Origin of the sequence: Limnospira indica PCC 8005 (assembly GCF_000973065.1) — a bacterium.
GTDB lineage: Bacteria > Cyanobacteriota > Cyanobacteriia > Cyanobacteriales > Microcoleaceae > Limnospira > Limnospira fusiformis.
This window is the reverse complement of the sequence record NZ_FO818640.1, coordinates 4,158,866-4,176,976: the sequence shown is the minus strand read 5'-3', so window position 1 is coordinate 4,176,976 and position 18,111 is coordinate 4,158,866. Positions and strand designations below refer to the sequence as shown.

Annotated in this window: 14 protein-coding genes and 1 pseudogene; 8 read left to right on the top strand and 7 right to left on the bottom strand. The window is 45.2% G+C overall.

Going from position 1 to position 18,111, the window contains the following annotated elements:
* Position 1 precedes the first annotated feature (1 nt).
* Positions 2-1,330, top strand: coding sequence for a guanine deaminase (gene guaD, locus XZ46_RS18240; RefSeq protein WP_008052362.1), 1,329 nt, complete (start codon positions 2-4; stop codon positions 1,328-1,330).
* Positions 1,331-1,342: 12 nt separating this feature from the next.
* The gene (locus XZ46_RS18235; protein ID WP_008052361.1) at positions 1,343-1,960 is read left to right on the top strand and encodes a TIGR04282 family arsenosugar biosynthesis glycosyltransferase; all 618 of its coding nucleotides are present in this window, start codon (positions 1,343-1,345) and stop codon (positions 1,958-1,960) included.
* 41 nt (positions 1,961-2,001) lie between these two features.
* Here XZ46_RS18235 and XZ46_RS18230 read toward each other — a convergent pair whose 3' ends face one another.
* The 6 genes and pseudogenes from XZ46_RS18230 to bicA (XZ46_RS18205) all read right to left on the bottom strand — a co-directional run bounded on the left by XZ46_RS18230 (position 2,002) and on the right by bicA (XZ46_RS18205) (position 10,725).
* Positions 2,002-3,627, bottom strand: coding sequence for an S-layer homology domain-containing protein (locus tag XZ46_RS18230; protein WP_006624408.1), 1,626 nt, complete (start codon positions 3,625-3,627; stop codon positions 2,002-2,004).
* A 242-nt stretch (positions 3,628-3,869) separates the two neighbouring features.
* Positions 3,870-5,066 (bottom strand): RNA-guided endonuclease InsQ/TnpB family protein, encoded by a 1,197-nt coding sequence (locus tag XZ46_RS18225; protein WP_081593281.1) that lies wholly within the window; start codon positions 5,064-5,066, stop codon positions 3,870-3,872.
* A pseudogene (locus XZ46_RS18220) lies at positions 4,975-5,550 on the bottom strand (IS607 family transposase); the annotation flags it as partial. The gene XZ46_RS18225 and the pseudogene XZ46_RS18220, both read right to left, overlap by 92 nt.
* 250 nt (positions 5,551-5,800) lie before the next feature.
* Complete coding sequence (locus tag XZ46_RS18215; RefSeq protein ID WP_006624410.1) at positions 5,801-6,703, bottom strand: carbohydrate ABC transporter permease; 903 nt, start codon at positions 6,701-6,703, stop codon at positions 5,801-5,803.
* A 75-nt stretch (positions 6,704-6,778) separates the two neighbouring features.
* On the bottom strand, positions 6,779-8,509 hold the full coding sequence (bicA, locus tag XZ46_RS18210; protein WP_006624412.1) for a bicarbonate transporter BicA: 1,731 nt from the start codon (positions 8,507-8,509) through the stop codon (positions 6,779-6,781).
* A gap of 524 nt (positions 8,510-9,033) precedes the next feature.
* Positions 9,034-10,725 carry a bicarbonate transporter BicA gene (gene bicA / locus XZ46_RS18205; protein WP_006624413.1) on the bottom strand — a complete coding sequence of 564 codons (1,692 nt, stop codon included), beginning with the start codon at positions 10,723-10,725 and terminating at the stop codon, positions 9,034-9,036.
* A 105-nt stretch (positions 10,726-10,830) separates the two neighbouring features.
* On the opposite strand from bicA (XZ46_RS18205), the gene XZ46_RS35060 reads away from it, so the two are divergent.
* Entirely contained in the window at positions 10,831-10,983 is a 153-nt protein-coding gene (locus XZ46_RS35060; protein ID WP_008052335.1) for a hypothetical protein, read from the top strand.
* A gap of 412 nt (positions 10,984-11,395) precedes the next feature.
* Here the strand turns inward: XZ46_RS35060 and XZ46_RS18200 are convergent, their stop codons facing one another.
* Positions 11,396-12,571, bottom strand: a complete 1,176-nt coding sequence (locus tag XZ46_RS18200) for a hypothetical protein (protein ID WP_006668695.1) — start codon at positions 12,569-12,571, stop codon at positions 11,396-11,398.
* Positions 12,572-12,620: 49 nt separating this feature from the next.
* Here XZ46_RS18200 and XZ46_RS18195 point away from each other — a divergent pair, with 49 nt between their 5' ends.
* The 5 genes from XZ46_RS18195 to XZ46_RS18175 all read left to right on the top strand — a co-directional run bounded on the left by XZ46_RS18195 (position 12,621) and on the right by XZ46_RS18175 (position 18,110).
* The gene (locus XZ46_RS18195; RefSeq protein WP_008052333.1) at positions 12,621-12,824 is read left to right on the top strand and encodes a hypothetical protein; all 204 of its coding nucleotides are present in this window, start codon (positions 12,621-12,623) and stop codon (positions 12,822-12,824) included.
* Positions 12,824-14,767: an AMP-dependent synthetase/ligase gene (locus XZ46_RS18190; RefSeq protein WP_008052332.1), complete on the top strand. Its 1,944-nt coding sequence runs from the start codon at positions 12,824-12,826 to the stop codon at positions 14,765-14,767. The genes XZ46_RS18195 and XZ46_RS18190 overlap by 1 nt, the downstream gene beginning before the upstream one ends.
* Positions 14,768-14,978: 211 nt before the next feature.
* The gene (locus XZ46_RS18185) at positions 14,979-15,428 is read left to right on the top strand and encodes a YlqD family protein (RefSeq protein WP_006624420.1); all 450 of its coding nucleotides are present in this window, start codon (positions 14,979-14,981) and stop codon (positions 15,426-15,428) included.
* 190 nt (positions 15,429-15,618) lie between these two features.
* The gene (locus XZ46_RS18180; protein ID WP_006624421.1) at positions 15,619-16,893 is read left to right on the top strand and encodes a dihydrolipoamide acetyltransferase family protein; all 1,275 of its coding nucleotides are present in this window, start codon (positions 15,619-15,621) and stop codon (positions 16,891-16,893) included.
* A 158-nt stretch (positions 16,894-17,051) separates the two neighbouring features.
* Complete coding sequence (locus tag XZ46_RS18175; protein ID WP_006668698.1) at positions 17,052-18,110, top strand: zinc-dependent alcohol dehydrogenase family protein; 1,059 nt, start codon at positions 17,052-17,054, stop codon at positions 18,108-18,110.
* Position 18,111 lies beyond the last annotated feature (1 nt).

Sequence of the window (18,111 nt, the reverse complement as noted above, 5' to 3'; positions counted from 1 at the left end):
TATGTACGGAGTTCGCAGCGCTTTTCTGGATTTTATTGATGATCCGTTTGTGGTGTCTCCCACGGAAAGCTATCGCTATCTTGAGGATGGGTTATTAATTGTTGAGGATGGCAAAATTAAGGCTTTCGGTTCCTATGACCATATCCGAACCGATTATCCTGAAATTGAGATTATCGACTATAGCCAAAGGTTGATCATCCCTGGTTTTGTTGATACTCATGTTCACTATCCACAAACGGAGATTATTGCTTCCTATGGGGAACAGCTTTTGCAGTGGTTAGAAAAATATGCTTTTCCCGGTGAGGAAAGGTTCAAAGACCCATTACACGCTCGCGAGGTCGCCGGGTTCTTTTTTGATGAGTTGGCGCGGAATGGCACGACTACAGCGGTGGTAATGACAACGGTTTTCCCAGAGTCAACCCGGGTATTTTTTGAGGAAGCACAAAGTCGTAATATTCGGGCGATCGCTGGTCAGGTGATGATGGACAGAAATGCACCTGAGTCCCTATTGGATAACCCGGAAACTGCCTACCACAATAATAAAGATTTGATTAAAGAATGGCATAATCGCGGTCGGTTGTGCTATACAATTACTCCGAGGTTTGCGATAACTTCGACCCCAGAACAGTTGGAAGTAGCCGGACAACTAAAACGAGAATTTCCTGATGTGTATGTTCATACTCATTTATCAGAAAATCAAGAAGAATTAGTGACGGTTTCCCAATTGTTTCCTGAGTGTAAAGATTATTTGGAGGTATACGAAAAAGCGGGTTTAGTAGGCGATCGCTCAATTTTTGCCCACGGCATTTATTTAAGCAATTCCGAGTTTAAACGTTTGTCCGAAGCGGGTTCAGCCATAGCTTTCTGTCCGACTTCCAATATGTTCATTGGTAGTGGATTATTTAATCTGAAAGAGGCGAAATCACCCGCGCACCCCATAGCGGTAGGTTTAGCCAGTGATGTGGGTGCGGGAACCAGTTTTTCCATGCTAAAAACCATGTCCGCCGCCTATAAAGTCACCCAGCTACAAAAGCAAACTCTGTCACCATTGCCAGCCTTTTATTTAGCTACCCTAGGGGGCGCTAAAGCCATTCATTTAGACTCATATATCGGCAACTTTCAAATAGGGAAAGAATCCGATTTTATTGTATTAAATTGGCAAGCCACACCATTAATGGCATTCCGCCACCCTCAGCATAGCATAGAATCAGTAGAAAAACTCAACGAAATCCTATTTTCTCTGATGATTTTAGGGGACGATCGCAGCATTGATGCTACCTATATTGGGGGGAACCTAGCCTATCGCAACCCTGATTATATGACCTGGTAAAATTGTCAAATTATGGAACATTTAATTGTTTTCACCCGTTACCCAGAACCCGGTCAAACCAAAACGCGACTAATTCCGGCGCTGGGTATTGAAGGCGCGGCGAAACTACATCGCCAAATGACCGAAAAAGCGATCGCCACAGTGGAAAAACTCCAGGAATTGCGTCCCATTTCCACAGAAATTAAATTCACAGGAACTACCCTAAGTCAAATGCAAGATTGGTTAGGGTGTCATCTGTGTTATAATCCTCAAGTAGGGGGGAATTTAGGCGAGAGAATGTCCGAAGCATTCCAGTCAGCATTTAACCGTAAATATAGGTCGGTAGTGATGATTGGAAGCGACTGTCCAGCCATCACTTCCCATATCCTTAGTCAAGCCTTCCAGCTACTCCAGCAGTTTGATATAGTCCTGGGACCCGCGACGGACGGAGGATATTATTTAATCGGACTATCAAGGTTTATCCCCGAAATATTTGAGGGAGTGAATTGGGGAACCGAATTAGTCTGGAAACAAACAATTTCTATCTGTCATCATCTTAACATAGCGGTTGCTAATTTAACCATTTTGACTGATATTGACAGACCAGAAGACTTAGAAAAACTCACAGATCCCATATCGGAAATTATCTAAAATCATCAGATCAGGGAATAACTGTGAGTCCAGTCTATTGGCTACTGTTCAATATAGCCTGTATCCTGCAAAAACCGTGTTACATCTGCTAATAAATCGGATATATTTCTATCCTCAAAAAGCGATCGCACTTTTCGCCACCCCAACTCTCCCTGACCGAGGGAATATTGATTAGCCATATAAGCGGCGATGACCCCGCGAACATCCTGATTTTGGCGGTGTCGTTGTTCAATATCTCGCCAAATGCGATCGAGGTGAAGGGTCACAAATTCTGGATAATTAGCAGTGACATTTTGAAATTGTCCAGCGCGATATTCCCAAATTGTCAGAGGGACCTGTGATTGAGATTGTAGATTAAATTCCCGCGCAAATCGGTAATCATACCCCACAAATCTGGGTAAGCCATCATCAGTAATTTCGGTTAAATCATAGTGCCAAATACCCCAACTTTTAGGAATAATACCATATTGCTTGGCTAAGGGTCTATAATGGTAAATCAGCGAGTAATAACCGCCACTTTGGAGGTCTACAATTAACTCAGGTTCCCTATCTCCATTTAAATCGATGGTGCGGACATCTAAAACCCTGATGGTATCTAAGTTACTTGATATCAAATTATTGAGGATATCTTCTGGTATATTATCATCTAAAACAACCTCTCCGCGCCGCGTCATTTTCAATCTAAATTTAGGGCTAGGGCGAGGGTTAAAATCAAATTCTGCCAGCAAATTATCAAATTCAATAGTTTTGTTAATTGGTTCTTGTGGTGGCAATGCTTGGGCTGGTGGTTGAAAAACTTGGCTTTCAGTAGGTGGAGAATCGGGGATTTTTTGGGGTGGTTCTGATGAAGTTTCGGCAGGTTTATTGAGGGAAATATCAGCGGGACTTGATGGAGTTTCGGCGGGTTCGGACTCGGTAACTGCTTGGGTTTCTGGGGTGGTCAGTGGCATTTTTGCGAAGGGTTGATCATCCACAGAAATGCGGGCAATATACTGAGCAGGCACTAAGGCACTTTCATCAAAGTTAGTGATAGCCTGACAGATAAATGTAGCGACATCAGCCCTAGTCGCCGGACGGTTAGGCTGCAATTGTCTAACATTAGGATAGTTAACGACTAACCAATTTTCAGTGGCGGCGGCGATCGCCTCTTTAGCATAATCAGGAATGGTGGCGCTATCGATAAAAACATCTCCCAATTGTTCAGGAGACAACTGCTGGGGCTTAAATCCTAAACCATTGCTAATAGCCACCAGGGCTTGTACCCTAGGAATATTAACCAGAGGATTAAAAACACTACCGATATATCCTGATAAAAACCCTTTTTGACTAGCCAGACTAATGGCATCATAAGCCCAAAAATCTGTGGGAATATCGACAAAATTCTGGCGGCGGCGGGTGGGTTGTACTCTCGGAAATGCTTGATTAACTAGGGCGGCGAATTCAGCGCGGGTAATGGGGTTATTAGGGCGGAAGGTGTTGTCACTGTAGCCGGTAATAATTTGGCGATCGGCTAATTCCTTAATACAAGGCTGCGCCCAATGGTTTTGGACATCTGTAAAACCAGCCTCCCCGACAGGGAAAGCTGGGTTAGTTTGGGATGGGTGGGTTATCAAAACTGCGATCGCTGCGACTAAGGTAAGTATGATATGCCATCGATTGGTTTTCATAATTCGTTGTTTGTTGCGTCTCTCACACCATTTACTTACCCTATTTTGTCTAACAATTGGCCGTTTGTGTGCAAAATTTTAACTTTCCGTGTTTTCGGGTATCCAACCTAACAGCAAGTAGATGCAGCCTAAATAAAACACCGCTGGGATTAACATTCTCAGCCAGTCGAAATCAGCCATGATCATATTTCTCCTTGTTGACCCTAAGTTATTTTGTTACTACGGTTGAAGAACTGATACATTTACGCGACATTTTTCCGGTTGTTCCCGGACAATGCGACGATAGCACTATTACCGGTTAAGGTAACAGAGGTGGTATCCCGCAAAGCTTTTAGAAAGATTCCAAAAGCACCGTTCCAGTCCCGTGGTAGAGTGAACCCACACTCAGGACATCGGAACACTTTTGAGCCACCTAGCTGGGAATGCACATGACCACAGTGAGTACAGGTTTTGCTGGTGTATTCTTCCGTCACATCTACAACTGTGGTTCCAGTTATCTCGGCTTGATGTCTCAGGGTTAGTTTGAATCGATAATGCGCCCATGTCAGCATGGCGCGGGCAGTCTTGGATTTGATTTTCCGCTTTGCTTTGGCAACCATGTTGGAAGTCTCGAAGGTCGGCAGAAAAATTATGCTGTAGTTGTGAGTCAAGTAGTGAGCAATTTGTTTGTGGGCTTCATCAACTAAATTCCGGATTTTGGTTCTCATTCGTTGAGCCGCTTGCCTCATCCGTCGCCTTCTTGAACGACAGGGTTCCTTGGCGATTCGGCTCATCAAATCATCCAAATGTTGACATAGCCTAGTAATGCGTCCAATATCCCCGGAGCCCAATTCCATAAACCGAGAGCCATCAAACCCAGTTATGAAAGTTCGCACACCCGGGTCTAATGCAATCACGCCAGTAGCGTCAGTTGGGGTAACGGCAACTGGTTCAGGGAAAATCGCCAACCATCGACCTTTGGTAAACACCAACTGAGTCCCTTGCCCGCAAGTTTTAGGGATGGGTTCGGAAACCATGAAAGTTAATCCTTTCGTTAGTCTTGGATACCAACTCCCTGAAGAGAAATTAGTATTATTGAACTTAATCCCTTGAGAGCTGTCACGACAACTTCTAAACCTTGCATCAGGACTGGCGCTCAAAGCCTGATAGGCATCAAAGATGGCATTTTGCCGAATGTGGCAGGGTGTTTCTTTGACCCATGCAGGCAAGTCGCTCTGCATCACTTTATTGCGTAACTTTAACTTGCTTAGTCGTTTACCACTCCGGGATAATGCAATTGCTTGGTTGTAGCAATACCGACAAGCGGCCAACCATTGGCGCCAGACTTGATTTAGCTCCGGGCTGGGGTAAATCCGGATCTTCTTTGACCTGAGTTTTGTATTTACTCCGTCGGTATAATCGGGAACTGAAGCAGTGGAGGATGGCGAGGATGTCCTCAACCATTTCTGGTTCTGGACTGAGACTTGTCTGGTTGAGAACCATGAGTGAGCACCTGTTTTGCTCACAGAGCCATCGAAACAAGTCAAATCCCCATATTGCCAATCGGTCTGGGTGGGCAACGACAACCATGCGGACATCTCCTGACAAATGATGTCCCAGTAAGGCCAGCATTTTCTTTCCCTTGAAGTCGAGCCCGCCTCGGATTTCTGAGACGACTTCTGCTTCGGGGTAGAGGTTGGACAGTGCGGCCACCTGTCGGTTGAGGTCGGACTGCTGGGCGCGGCTACTAACTCTGGCATAGATAACGACTTTGCGTTTGTCACTGCCTGATTTGGCAGCAGTATATCACTCAACGTTGTATCGTCGTTGCCCAGCGGGGGTTCTGATGGTCTCGATTGAGCGATTGTCGTCCCATCTGCGGAGTGTTCTTTCATGGACTCCAAGGATTTGGGCGGCTTCCTTGGGTTTGACATATTTGGCAATAGGTTTATCCTCAACTCTTCTCGCTTCTTATACCGTATTGCCCTAAAATATTAACCTAATTTGAGATTAAATCATGCTCCCCTTTCAGTTTGGTTCAGATATGATTTATCCTGGGTCTGCTGACCCTAAGCCTATATATTGACGGGCAATTCCATCTACTTCTATTATGGCTTAATTTCAGGAATTTAGCAAAAATTAGGGGAAAGTATGAACTATGGTCGCGGGTCCCCCCAACTCCTGGGGGATGATTTCACCAAGTGGCCTGGTTTTGATTACCTGTGAAACGGTTAACAATTAACCGGAGTAATGATAAACTAAAAACTATCCCAAATAGCACTAATCCAATGGTACAGGCATAACCAATATCTAAGTTTTGAAAAGCCCTTTCATAGAGATAATAAACAATGGTTTTAGAACTATTTAAGGGGCCGCCTTGGGTCATGATATAAACTTCTTCAAATACCTTGGTAGCAGAAATGGCAGAAATTACCGAGACTAAAATTAGATAAGGTGTCATTAAAGGTAAGGTGATATCCCAATGACTTTGCCACCCGTCGGAACCGTCTAAACTAGCGGCTTCGTAAAGTTCTGCGGGGATAGATTGTAAGCCAGCGAGATAAATTACCATATAATAACCCAATCCTTTCCAAATGGTAACTGCCATGACTGAAAATAAGGCTAAATTAGGATCGGTTAACCAGGGAATTCGGAATTGAGTAGATGAGGGGAGGAAAAATGAGGTAAAATATTGGAGTAATTGATTAAGTAATCCATTCTCTGCATATAACCATTTCCAAGCTAGTCCGGCTACGACCATGGAAATTACAACCGGCACATAATAGGCGGTTCTAAACCAGTGAATGCCACGGAGTTTTTGATTAACTAAAATAGCTAATCCCAAGGGTGCGATCGCCAAAATAGGAACGACTACTATTATATAAAGTCCGGTGTTTTTTAAGGTTTGCCAAAATACTTGATCTTGCCAAAGTCTTTGAAAATTCCCCCAACCGACCCACCGAGGTTCTCGAATTAAGTCATAATCAAAAAAGCTGAGATAAAAGGCTTGTAAGGACGGCCAAAATACAGTGAGGGTTAAAATGAGTAATGCGGGTAATAGAAATAAATAGGGGGTGAAATTAAGTCGCGATCGCATGATAATCTTTGTGAAAAACCAGAAATCCGGAGGCAAACCGGGTTTCTTGAGAGAAGCCCGGTTTGGGGGTAGGGTTCAATTATTGATGGTCAAATCATCTGGAAGAATGGAAGAACCATGAGGATAATTAACTTCGGCAACCTCTGGAATAGGACCAGTAGAGGAACGAACCATAGCCACTGCTGTCTGTAGAGCTTGCATTCTATCCATGACCAAATTATCGGGACTGAGCATTTCAAAAACTCCCAACTTCTGTAAGCGCTGTTTACACTGTCCAGAAGCGCCGACAATGAAAACATGACGACCGAGATCAACAGCTTCTTTAACAGCATTTTCCAAGGCGAGAGAAGAAGTGACCCCCAACAGAGGCACATCACTTAAATCTAAGATGAGAACATCATAGCTACCAATAACTGCGTGTTCACGGGCGATCGCTTTAGATACACCAAAAATCATCGGACCGCTAAGATGGAAAAGTAGAATGCGACCATTAGCCTGCTTGAGCAATGCTTTTTCATCGGGACTTAGAACAATGTTGTCATCAGCATCAGTAATGGCTTTAACATCCTTAGAACGCAAATCAGTGAGGCGCTGAATAGTGAGGATATTAGCGACAAATAGCCCCAAGCCCACAGCCATAATCAAGTCAACAAAAACAGTTAAACCAATTACCCCATACATAATCAAGGCAGCTTTGACAGATACCTTGTGGGCGCGTTTCAAGAAGCCCCAATCGATGATATCAACACCAACTTTTAAGGCAATACCAGCCAAAACCGCCATAGGGATACTTTGAGTTAAAGGAGCCGCCCACAGCACCACAACTAACAGAATAATTGCACGAGTGAGACCGGATAAAGCCGTGCGACCGCCAGCCTGAATATTAACCACTGTCCCCATAGTAGCTCCCGCCCCAGGAATACCGCCAAACAAACCAGAAGCGAGGTTTCCTAATCCTTGACCAATCAATTCTTTATCAGAGTCGTGTTGATAGCGGGTGAGACTGTCAGAAATCACAGAGGTGAGGAGAGCATCAATACAACCCAACATCCCCAGCACCAAGGAATCAATGAACATGGTCTGGATTTGGCCTGCACTAAATGTAGGAACTTGCAGGGAGGGGAGACCGGTAGGAATTTCACCAATTCGACGAATATCAATATCAGGAAAAGCAATTAGGGAAAATATGGTGACGGCAACCAAGGCTAATAACTGAGGAGGAACCAAGCGTTTTAGCTTACCAGGCATCAACACCAGAATTGCCACAGTGATGAGACCCAAGATGGTTTCAGAGAGGTTAATATTAGTCAGCAGTGATGGTATATTCTGAATAGTACCAATGACACCACCTCTGGGGGGAGCCTGCCCCAAAAAAGGACCGATTTGGAGAACTACGAGAATTATACCAATCCCGGACATAAAGCCGGAGATAACTGTATAGGGCATGAGGGTGACATATTTACCCAGACGCAGAAAACCAAATATAATTTGGACAATCCCTGCCATCATCACCACGGTAAAAGCCATGGCCATGCCGTTTTCATCATTAGCAGCGGTGAGGTTAGCAATAACAGCAGTCATAACCACGGTCATGGGACCGGTAGGCTCAGAAATGAGGGTTGGGGTTCCCCCAAACAGAGCAGCAAAAAAACCAACTAGGACGGCTCCATATAGGCCAGCAGCCGGACCAGCACCGGAAGCGACACCGAAGGCTAGAGCCATGGGTAGGGCAATGATAGCAGCAGTCATGCCACCAAAGATATCGCCCCGAACGTTTCTAAAATGAATATGATTCAGGAGTTGCATGATAAGGGAAAACAGTTAACAACCAGGTATTTATCGCTATGAATCTATAAAAAAACTACGATTCATAGATTGAAATGAATCATAAAGCCAAAACAAGTATTTGTCTACACATTTTCTTAATTTTTTCTGATAGAGTCACCCCTGACCAGCTTATGGGATATTTCGGTGATTATGGCTAGGTTCGGGGGCTGAGTCCCTAGCTGGTAGGGTGCGTCAGATAGAGAAAATGGGAAGGAATAGGGGATAATTGATTGCTGACGCACCAGAAAAATTATCTGGCTGGTAGGGTGCGTCAGATAGAGAAAATGGGAAGGAATAGGGGATAATTGATTGCTGACGCACCAGAAAAATTATCTGGCTGGTAGGGTGCGTCAGATAGAGAAAATGGGAAGGAATAGGGGATAATTGATTGCTGACGCACCAGAAAAATTATCTGGCTGGTAGGGTGCGTCAGATAGAGAAAATGGGAAGGAATAGGGGATAATTGATTGCTGACGCACCAGAAAAATTATCTCGCCCTACAGCTAGGAGAGATCAGCATTAGTGGTGATGCTGGGCTGTTTTTGCTTGACGATCGCTAAACCTTCTTTGAGTGCTGTTAAGCGATCGCCCATCCAATAATTACCAGGAATTAAGCCAGCAATGCCCAATTTTTCTAACCTGCCTTTCACCTTACCAGTTGCACCGACTACAATCACATCACGACCGGCATCAATTGCCTCTGTAATGGAACTTTCAATAGCCAAGGAAGAAGTCACGCCCAAAATTGGCACTTCACTTAAATCAACAATCAACACATCATAACTATTAATAGCCTGATGTTCTCGGGAAATAGCTTTAGCCACCCCAAAAATCATCGGACCACTCAAATGGAACAGCAGAACCCGGCCATTTGCCAAGTCTAAAATTTCTTTTTCTTGAGCATTTAGAACAATTTGGTCATCGGCATCAGTGATAGCTTTTACAGACTGAGACTGAAACTCATTCAGACGTTCAATAGTCAAGATATTGGCAATAAAGACACCGACAGCGACGGCTACCATTAAATCAACAAATACGGTGAGGATAACGACACCATAAACAATGCCAGCGGCTTTCCAAGAAATTTGGTGAACCCGCTTTAAAAATCCCCAATCAATGATATTAATACCGACTTTGAGGACAATAGCTGCCAAAACTGCTAAAGGGATACCAGAGGTTAAAGGTGCTGCCCATAACACGACAATTAACAATATAACAGCGCGAGTAATGCCAGCTAAGGCGGTGCGTCCTCCTGCGTAAATACTGACGACGGTGGCTGTGGTGGCTCCTGAACCGGGAATACCACCGCACAAACCAGTAATTAAATTGGCTGCACCCTGACCGATTAATTCTTTATTGGAGTTATGTTCGGTGCGGGTGAGACTATCTGATACTAAACAAGTTAACAGACAATCAATAGAACCGACCATTCCTAAGACCATAGCATTGACAAACATTAACCGCAAATCTTCTTGGGTAAATGTGGGCATTTGTGGTTCAGGAAAGCCGGGGGTAATTTCACCAATGGTGGAAATTGTCCGAATTTCTACGCCACTAAATACGACTAAGGAAATGATTGTACCAATGAGTAAAGCGACGAGTTGAGGAGGTACAACTTTTTTGAGATTAGCTGGATAAAAGAACAGAATAGCTAAAGTAATTGACCCTAAAATAGTTTCCCAAGGATTAATATTGGAAATTATATCGGGAAAATTTCTGATGACACCAATTACGCCACCAGGGGGGGTTGCTTGACCCAGGAAGGGGGCTATTTGTAGAAAAATCAGAATCACGCCAATTCCGGTCATAAACCCGGAAATCACGTTATAGGGCAGCATGGTAATATACTTACCTAATTTTAAAATCCCAAAGATAATTTGAAAGATACCGGCGAGCATGACTACGGTAAAAGCCATGGCTAAACCGTTTTCTGGGTTCTTAGCCATTAATTCGGCTATGACTGCTGTGATAATGACGGTCATGGGACCTGTGGGTTCAGAAATTAGGCTAGGAGTTCCGCCAAATAAGGAAGCAAAAAATCCGATTAATATTGCACCCCATAAACCAGCGGAAGCCCCCGCCCCAGAGGCGATTCCGAAAGCTAGGGACATAGGTAAAGCGACGACGGCGGCGGTTAAACCACCAAATATGTCGCCTTTGAGATTACGAAAATTTATGGTATTAATAATCTGCATAAACTAAATATCCTTGTTTTTATGATGATGCACAAAACCATCAGCTAAATTAAAGTAAAATCAACTGAGATTATCGAGTAACTAAGGGAACTATAAAACTGGGATATGGCTGCTTATGAACATGGGGCGCTGGTGCTGCTGATTACTGAATGCCGGATTCGAGGTAAATTTCCCCCAGATGGACTTCAGCCCAAAGGGTCGGCAACCCGGGTTTACCCTGTACAATTAAATCATAATTTTGTCCCCACATTCCTCTAAACAATCTACCCCCAATCCAGTTTGGTGAATCAAGTTAATTGGCTCTGCAAGCAGGAGCTTTGCGACTTAGGTATTGAGTCCCCTTTTGATAACTATTCCTATTTGGGTTTACTCTCACAGTTACACCGGGATTATACAGGAGGAGGGGTAAATTTTGACATGAAATTTAATTAATCTCGCTCTAAAGATTAATAAAAACCTAGGAAAACTACGATTGATAAAATGGGGGCAATATGAATAATTACATCAGCAACTATATGGGAAAAATGGCTGTTAATAGTGGCTGATAGTGATGGCAATATCTATATTATTGGTGATTTTAAGTGGTATCATAGACATCAATTAAAAGGCGGGTTATATGGTGTAAAATAACGACAATATACCCGCCTGCATATTTGGAGAAATTTTCGGTTCAAAATCTCTCGCCGACAACGATGCTGCGGACTTCTCCATTGCGACGAATGACGGCTTCCTGGTTAGCAACTGATGATAAACTCCAGCCGCTGGCTGCAATACTTTCACCGACATAAATACGGCGAGCTACTCCATTGACTTCAAATAAGGCGGCGGAACGATCGCCTAATTCCAAAATCCCGACTAAGGTATGAATTCCAGCAGCGGGGGAAGTAGTAGTATCTGGTGACACGGCGGCTGTTTCTTCGGGGGGCGCAGTGGGGGGAGTAGGAATTGCTGGGGGGTCAGGAATGCTGACGGGAGCAGAGGCGGTGGTTTCCTGGGTGGTGGTGGGTGCAGGAGAACTAGAGGCGGTGGTTTCAGGAACTACCCCGGATGCTTGACCCCCTGGGGTAGCCTGTGCTTGTGGCGCTGGTTGTTGATTTTGCTGATTTTGGGCTTGCAGACTTGCCATAACTTGATTAGACAAGGCTGCGGTCTGATTAGAGGCTTCTTGAACTGCCTCTGCGACTCGGTTGATAGCAGCAATTAAATTGTTAGTATTAGCGAGGGCGGCGGCATCAGGGGCTGGGGCGGGAGCTGGAGTGTCAGGAATTGCTAGGGTAGGGAGTTCCATCATTGGGGGAGCGCCGGGGACAGGTTGAGCCATACCTGGTTGAGCGGTTCCAGCTCTGTTACGGCTAATGGCTTCGAGCGATCGCTGTAAATAATTGACAAACTTAGCATCTGCCTGGGTTTGTTGGCTCAACTGAGGATCTACGGCCACAGGTGCGGGGGCAAACAGTCGCCCCAGACCGCCTCTAGTTGCCATCCACAGGGATAAAGTAACGACCAGGGAAGCACAGGCGGCCGCCAATAGAATTTTATCAAAGGAATGAGAGCGATCGGCGTTAGCATCGCGGAGTTGAGTTTCTGCGGAAATAGCAACCTCGCGATCAGCCTCAGTTTCGACGGAAGGCAGAATAATCTGAGGAACCTTAATAGATTGAAGTGAGACAAACTCCGGCTGTACAGGGTCTTTAGGCAGCTTAGTTATACCACTGAGACTGCGATCGATATCCTGAAAGATGTCATCAATGAACTGATCAGCATGAACATCGATCGCCAATGGTTCCATTGGTACTTGTTCTGCCAAATTGACATCATAGTTTTGACGTTGGATTTCCTGAACCATCCCTTTATATCCTCCCGACCCATTGGATCAACCTATACCGATTAATATTATGCGATTGTTTGAACCGATCGCCGTTTCTATCATTAACAAATTTTATCTAAAATTGGGTTGCCACTGTCCTAGGGACAATTATATATCTGTCCCCTTGGGTATCAAAGTTGATCCAATTAAAGATACCATAATCGAAATATATGCTGCTAATGACGATAAAGATAGCGATCGCCTAATAACTACAGACCCAATTAACTTATGATGGATAACTCTAACCTAACCGCCCAGTATCAATCTGTTCAATCCTTACCAGAAATTTGGCCAATTCTCGCCCAACAGATCCCGCAACAAGTCGCCCTATTTAACCCCCACAGTCAGCCAGAAGTACAAATCACCTATAGCGACCTGTGGACTCAGATCCAACAATTTGCGGCTGGAGTGCAACAATTGGGAGTTGAACCCGCCGAGGACTTACCTAGTCGTGTCGCCTTATTTGCTGATGATAGTCCCCGGTGGATGATTGCTGATCAAGGTATTCTCACCGCCGGAGCTGCTAATGTGGTGAGAGGTGCGACCGCCGACCCCCAAGAACTCGCCTATATTCTCCAAAATAGTGGGAGTACGGGGTTAGTGGTGGATAACCTAGCCTTACTGCACAAGTTAGAAAAAGCGATCCAAGATTTGCCGATTCGGTTTGTGGTGTTACTGTCGGATGAAGACATAACCGCTGAGGATAGCCTAAGTATACCCATTGTCAACTTTAGCCAACTGATAACTAAGGGTGAGGATATGACTTTGTTAAATCCCCCCACTACCAAACTGGAAGATTTAGCGACTCTGCTTTATACCTCTGGGACAACCGGGAAACCCAAGGGGGTGATGTTAACTCACCGGAATTTTTTGCACCAACTGATTACTATTGCTGATGTGATTGCGCCGCAACCGGGGGAAATTGTCCTGAGTATTCTGCCAACGTGGCATAGTTTGGGGCGGAGTGGACAATATTATTTTCTGTCCCGGGGAACCATGGTGATTTACACTAATATCCGCTATTTTAAGCAGGATTTGCAGGAGTTTAAGCCTCAGTATATGGTTAGTGTGCCTCGGATTTGGGAATCGATTTATGAGGCGGCGCAGAAGCAGTTTCGTGATGGACCCGCCACCCGGCAAAAGTTGGTTAATTTCTTCTTTGGGATGAGCAACCGCTATATTGAGGCTCGCCGCATTGTACAAAAATTGACAATTCCCGGACAAGGTAGTAACCAGAACTCATCCACAGCTTTGGCTAAATTGCAAACTATTCTGTTAACTCCTGTTCACGCCTTGGGGGATAAATTGATTTATCAGAAGGTGCGGCAGGCTGTGGGGGGAAAACTCAAGTTTGCTATTAGTGGTGGTGGGTCGCTAGCCATGCACTTGGAAAATTTCTATGAAATTGTGGGAATTGACCTGTTGGTGGGTTATGGGTTGACGGAAACTGCTCCGGTTTTGACGGCGCGACGACCTAGCCATAATTTACGGGGTTCTGCGGGGCGACCTATCCCTGAAACGGAAATTCGGATTATTGACCCGGAGACTCGCCAAACCTGTGAACCGGGATATAAGGGGTTGGTTTTGGCGCGGGGTCCCCAGGTGATGACGGGCTATTTTCAAAATCCTGAAGCCACTGATAAGGCTATTGACCCGGAGGGGTGGTTTGATACGGGAGATCTCGGTTGGCTGACTCCTCAGAAAGATTTGGTGTTGACGGGACGGGCAAAAGATACGATTGTGTTAACTAATGGGGAGAATATCGAACCTCAACCGATTGAGGATGCTTGTGTTCGTAGTCCCTATATTGACCAAATTGTTTTGGTTGGTCAAGACCAGAAGTCCCTGGGAGCGCTAATTGTGCCTAATTTGGATGCGCTGAAACAGTGGGCTAGTGGACAGGGTTTGCATCTGCAAGTACCTGGGGAAGAACAACAGGGGGAAACTGAAAATGCGATCGCTATCGATAGTCAGCCTATACAAAGTCTGTTTCGTCAGGAGTTGAACCTTCAGGTCAAAAACCGCCCTAGTTTCCGACCTGATGATCGCATTGGTCAGTTTAGGTTGATTTTGGAACCCTTTAGTATTGATAATGGCCTACTGACCCAGACTTTGAAAATCAAGCGCCCGGTTGTAATGGAACGTTACCGCGATATGATTGACGAGATGTATTAAACGGGGTCAGCAGTAATAGATGGCTCACCTGTGGCTGGTTTGATGGCCTGACGGCGATTAATATAACTTCTGCTGGGTGCGATCGCCTAACTCTTGTCAACTTCTGAACATAAGCTATTGGCGATCGTCATGATGATTTGGTGGTTTAGACCGTCTAAAACACCCCCTGACTCTCGATTACTGAATTGGTGAAAACTACAGGACACTATACATGGAGATTTCTAAAAATCAACTGCTTCTCAAACGTCCCATCAACGTGAAAGCTGTGGTTACCCCTCGCTGGAAAGAAGAAGCACAACAACAACTACAAGCCCAAATTAATCAGCTTGATAGTCAGCTTCAACAACTGGAAATGCAAGGACAACGCATGATTGGGGAACTCAAAAAACAAAGCCTACAACCTCCAGGACCAGAGACTTTGGTTCAAATTGATAATATCCAAAATCAGGTGAATGAACAAAAAAGTAAACTTCTGGATCAGAAAAATCAGATCCTCCAACAACTTCAGCAATTGCAAACTTTGGAACTAGAACAGGAAGTCAGCCAAGGTCAAATTGACAGTGTATTTGCGGTCGAACAGGGTGATAACTTAATCCGCAAAATGCAGGTGGAAATTCTCCTGCGAGACGGTGTGGTTGAGGAAATACGCGGTGATGTTTAATGGACTGAACGGCGGCAGGCTCTAGGTAAGCCATAGCCCATCACTCATTAATGATTACCTATTTTATCCCATCCTATTTTAAAATGGGTAAACCTGGATATAAATAGGTTAACTAGCCGCTACAATTGATGGCTGGCTTTTCCTCCCCGGTATTTTTATGCCGGGTTTTCCAAGCTAATAGGAGGCTATTATGATTCACGAAGTGTTTATGCCCGCCCTCAGTTCAACTATGACAGAGGGCAAAATTGTATCGTGGCAAAAATCCCCAGGCGATCGCGTCGGGAAAGGGGAAACCGTCCTGATTGTAGAATCAGATAAGGCTGATATGGATGTAGAAGCCTTTTACGAGGGCTTTTTAGCTACCATTATCGTTCCGGAAGGGGGAACCGCTGGGGTCGGTCAAACGATCGCCCTCATTGCCGAAACAGAAGCGGAAATTGAAGAGGCCAAAAAACAAGCCACCGCCACCGCCCCCACCCCATCACCAGAAGCTACCCCTACCCCCTCTGTAGGTACTCCAGAACCTGTGGCCGCTACCGTTGCCATAGATAGCACCCCTAGCCGTCGTAATGGTCGCATTGTCGCTACTCCTCGCGCTCGCAAATTGGCGAAACAACTCAATGTAGACTTAAATAACCTCCAGGGTAGTGGCCCCCACGGTCGCATTGTGGCTGAAGATGTCGAAGCGGCTACCGGAAGGACTCAGACTCCTACCGTTGCGCCTCAACCTACTGTTTCCCCTGTTGCGCCTCCCACACCTATTGCCACCCCCGCACCAGCCCCGGTTCCTTTAGGGGAGGTTGTGGGGATGAATACTCTACAAAATGCCGTAGTCCGCAATATGTTGGCGAGTTTGCAGGTTCCTACTTTCCATGTGGGCTACACTATCACTACCGACAACTTGGATAAACTCTATAAACAGGTTAAGTCCAAAGGTGTGACCATGACCGCTTTGCTGGCTAAGGCGGTGGCAGTTGCTATACAGAAATATCCTATTGTCAATGCCAGTTATGTTGACTCTGGTATTCAGTACAATAAGGCTATTAATATTGCTGTAGCAGTAGCCATGCCCGACGGTGGGTTAATTACTCCCGTACTCTCCAATGCTGATCAGATTGATATTTATTCCCTCTCTCGCACTTGGAAGGATTTAGTCGCCCGCGCCCGCAGCAAACAATTACAACCCCAAGAATACAGCAGCGGAACCTTTACTCTCTCTAACTTGGGGATGTTTGGGGTCGATCGCTTTGATGCCATTTTGCCTCCCGGTCAGGGTTCAATTTTGGCGATCGGTGCTTCTCGTCCTACTGTCGTCGCCACCGATGATGGCATGATGGGAATTAAACCGCAAATGCAGGTTAACATTACCTGCGATCACCGTATCATCTACGGCGCAGATGCCGCAGCTTTCCTGCAATATCTCGCCCAACTGATTGAAACTAACCCTCAATCATTAACCCTGTAGAAACCCATCGAAGCGTCACACTGAATCATTCCCTGGGGAAACCGAAAAATGTGGTGATGTGACCCACCAAACATTAATCATTCCCTGGGGAAACCGAAAAATGTGGTGATGTGACCCACCGACTTAGGAAAACTTTTACTAATGGTAAATTGAAGCAGATGAAAGCCATTGTCATGACCAAAGTTGGGAAACCCGAGGTTTTGCAACTCCAAGAAGTCCCCGACCCGCAAATCAAAACAGCCACCCAAGTTTTAGTCCGACTAAAAGCCGCCGGAGTTAATCCTATTGATACTAAACTCCGCAGTCGTGGCACATTTTATCCTGACCAAATGCCCGCGATTTTAGGCTGTGATGGTGCTGGGATAGTTGAAGCTGTCGGTAGCGCAGTTGAAGATTTTGCCGTTGGTGATGAAGTCTATTTTTGTGATGGTGGACTCGGCGCACAGACCGGAAATTATGCCGAGTTAACAGTAGTAGAAGAAAAATTTATCGCCCGGAAACCTATTTCCCTTGGCTTTGCTGAGGCTGCCGCCGCACCTTTAGTATTAATTACTGCTTGGGAGGCTTTGTACGATCGCGGCAGGTTACAACCCGGACAGCAGGTGCTAATTCATGCTGGGGCTGGAGGTGTTGGTCATGTTGCTATTCAACTAGCTAAACTGCAAGGGGCAGAAGTAGCAACTACTGTGGGATCTACCGAAAACGCAGCTTTTGTTCAAGAGTTAGGGGCTGATTTAGTCATTAACTATAAAGAGGAAGATTTTGTCGAGGCTGTCCTGCATTGGACTCAAGGCGAAGGCGTTGATTTAGCCTTTGATACAGTCGGGAAAGAAACATTTTTTCAGAGTGTTTATGCCGTCCGCAATTATGGAGATATTGTCACCCTATTAGAGCCAGATTTTAGCCTCGGAAATCTCAAGGATGCCCGAACTAAAAATCTGCGGATTTCTTGGGAATTGATGTTAACTCCCATGCTGCAAAATCGCGAGGATGACCAGTTAGACCAAACCAAGATTTTACAGCAGTGTGCCAGGTTAATTGATGAGAATAAGTTGAATATTTTCCTTAACCAAACTTTTCCCCTCGCCGAGGCGGCTGCTTCTCATCAGTTATTGGAAGCTGGGGGAATGAAAGGTAAATTAGCCTTAGTTATCAATGATAATGATGATAGTGATGATGATAGTGATGATGATAGTGATGATGAGAATCAAGGTTAGT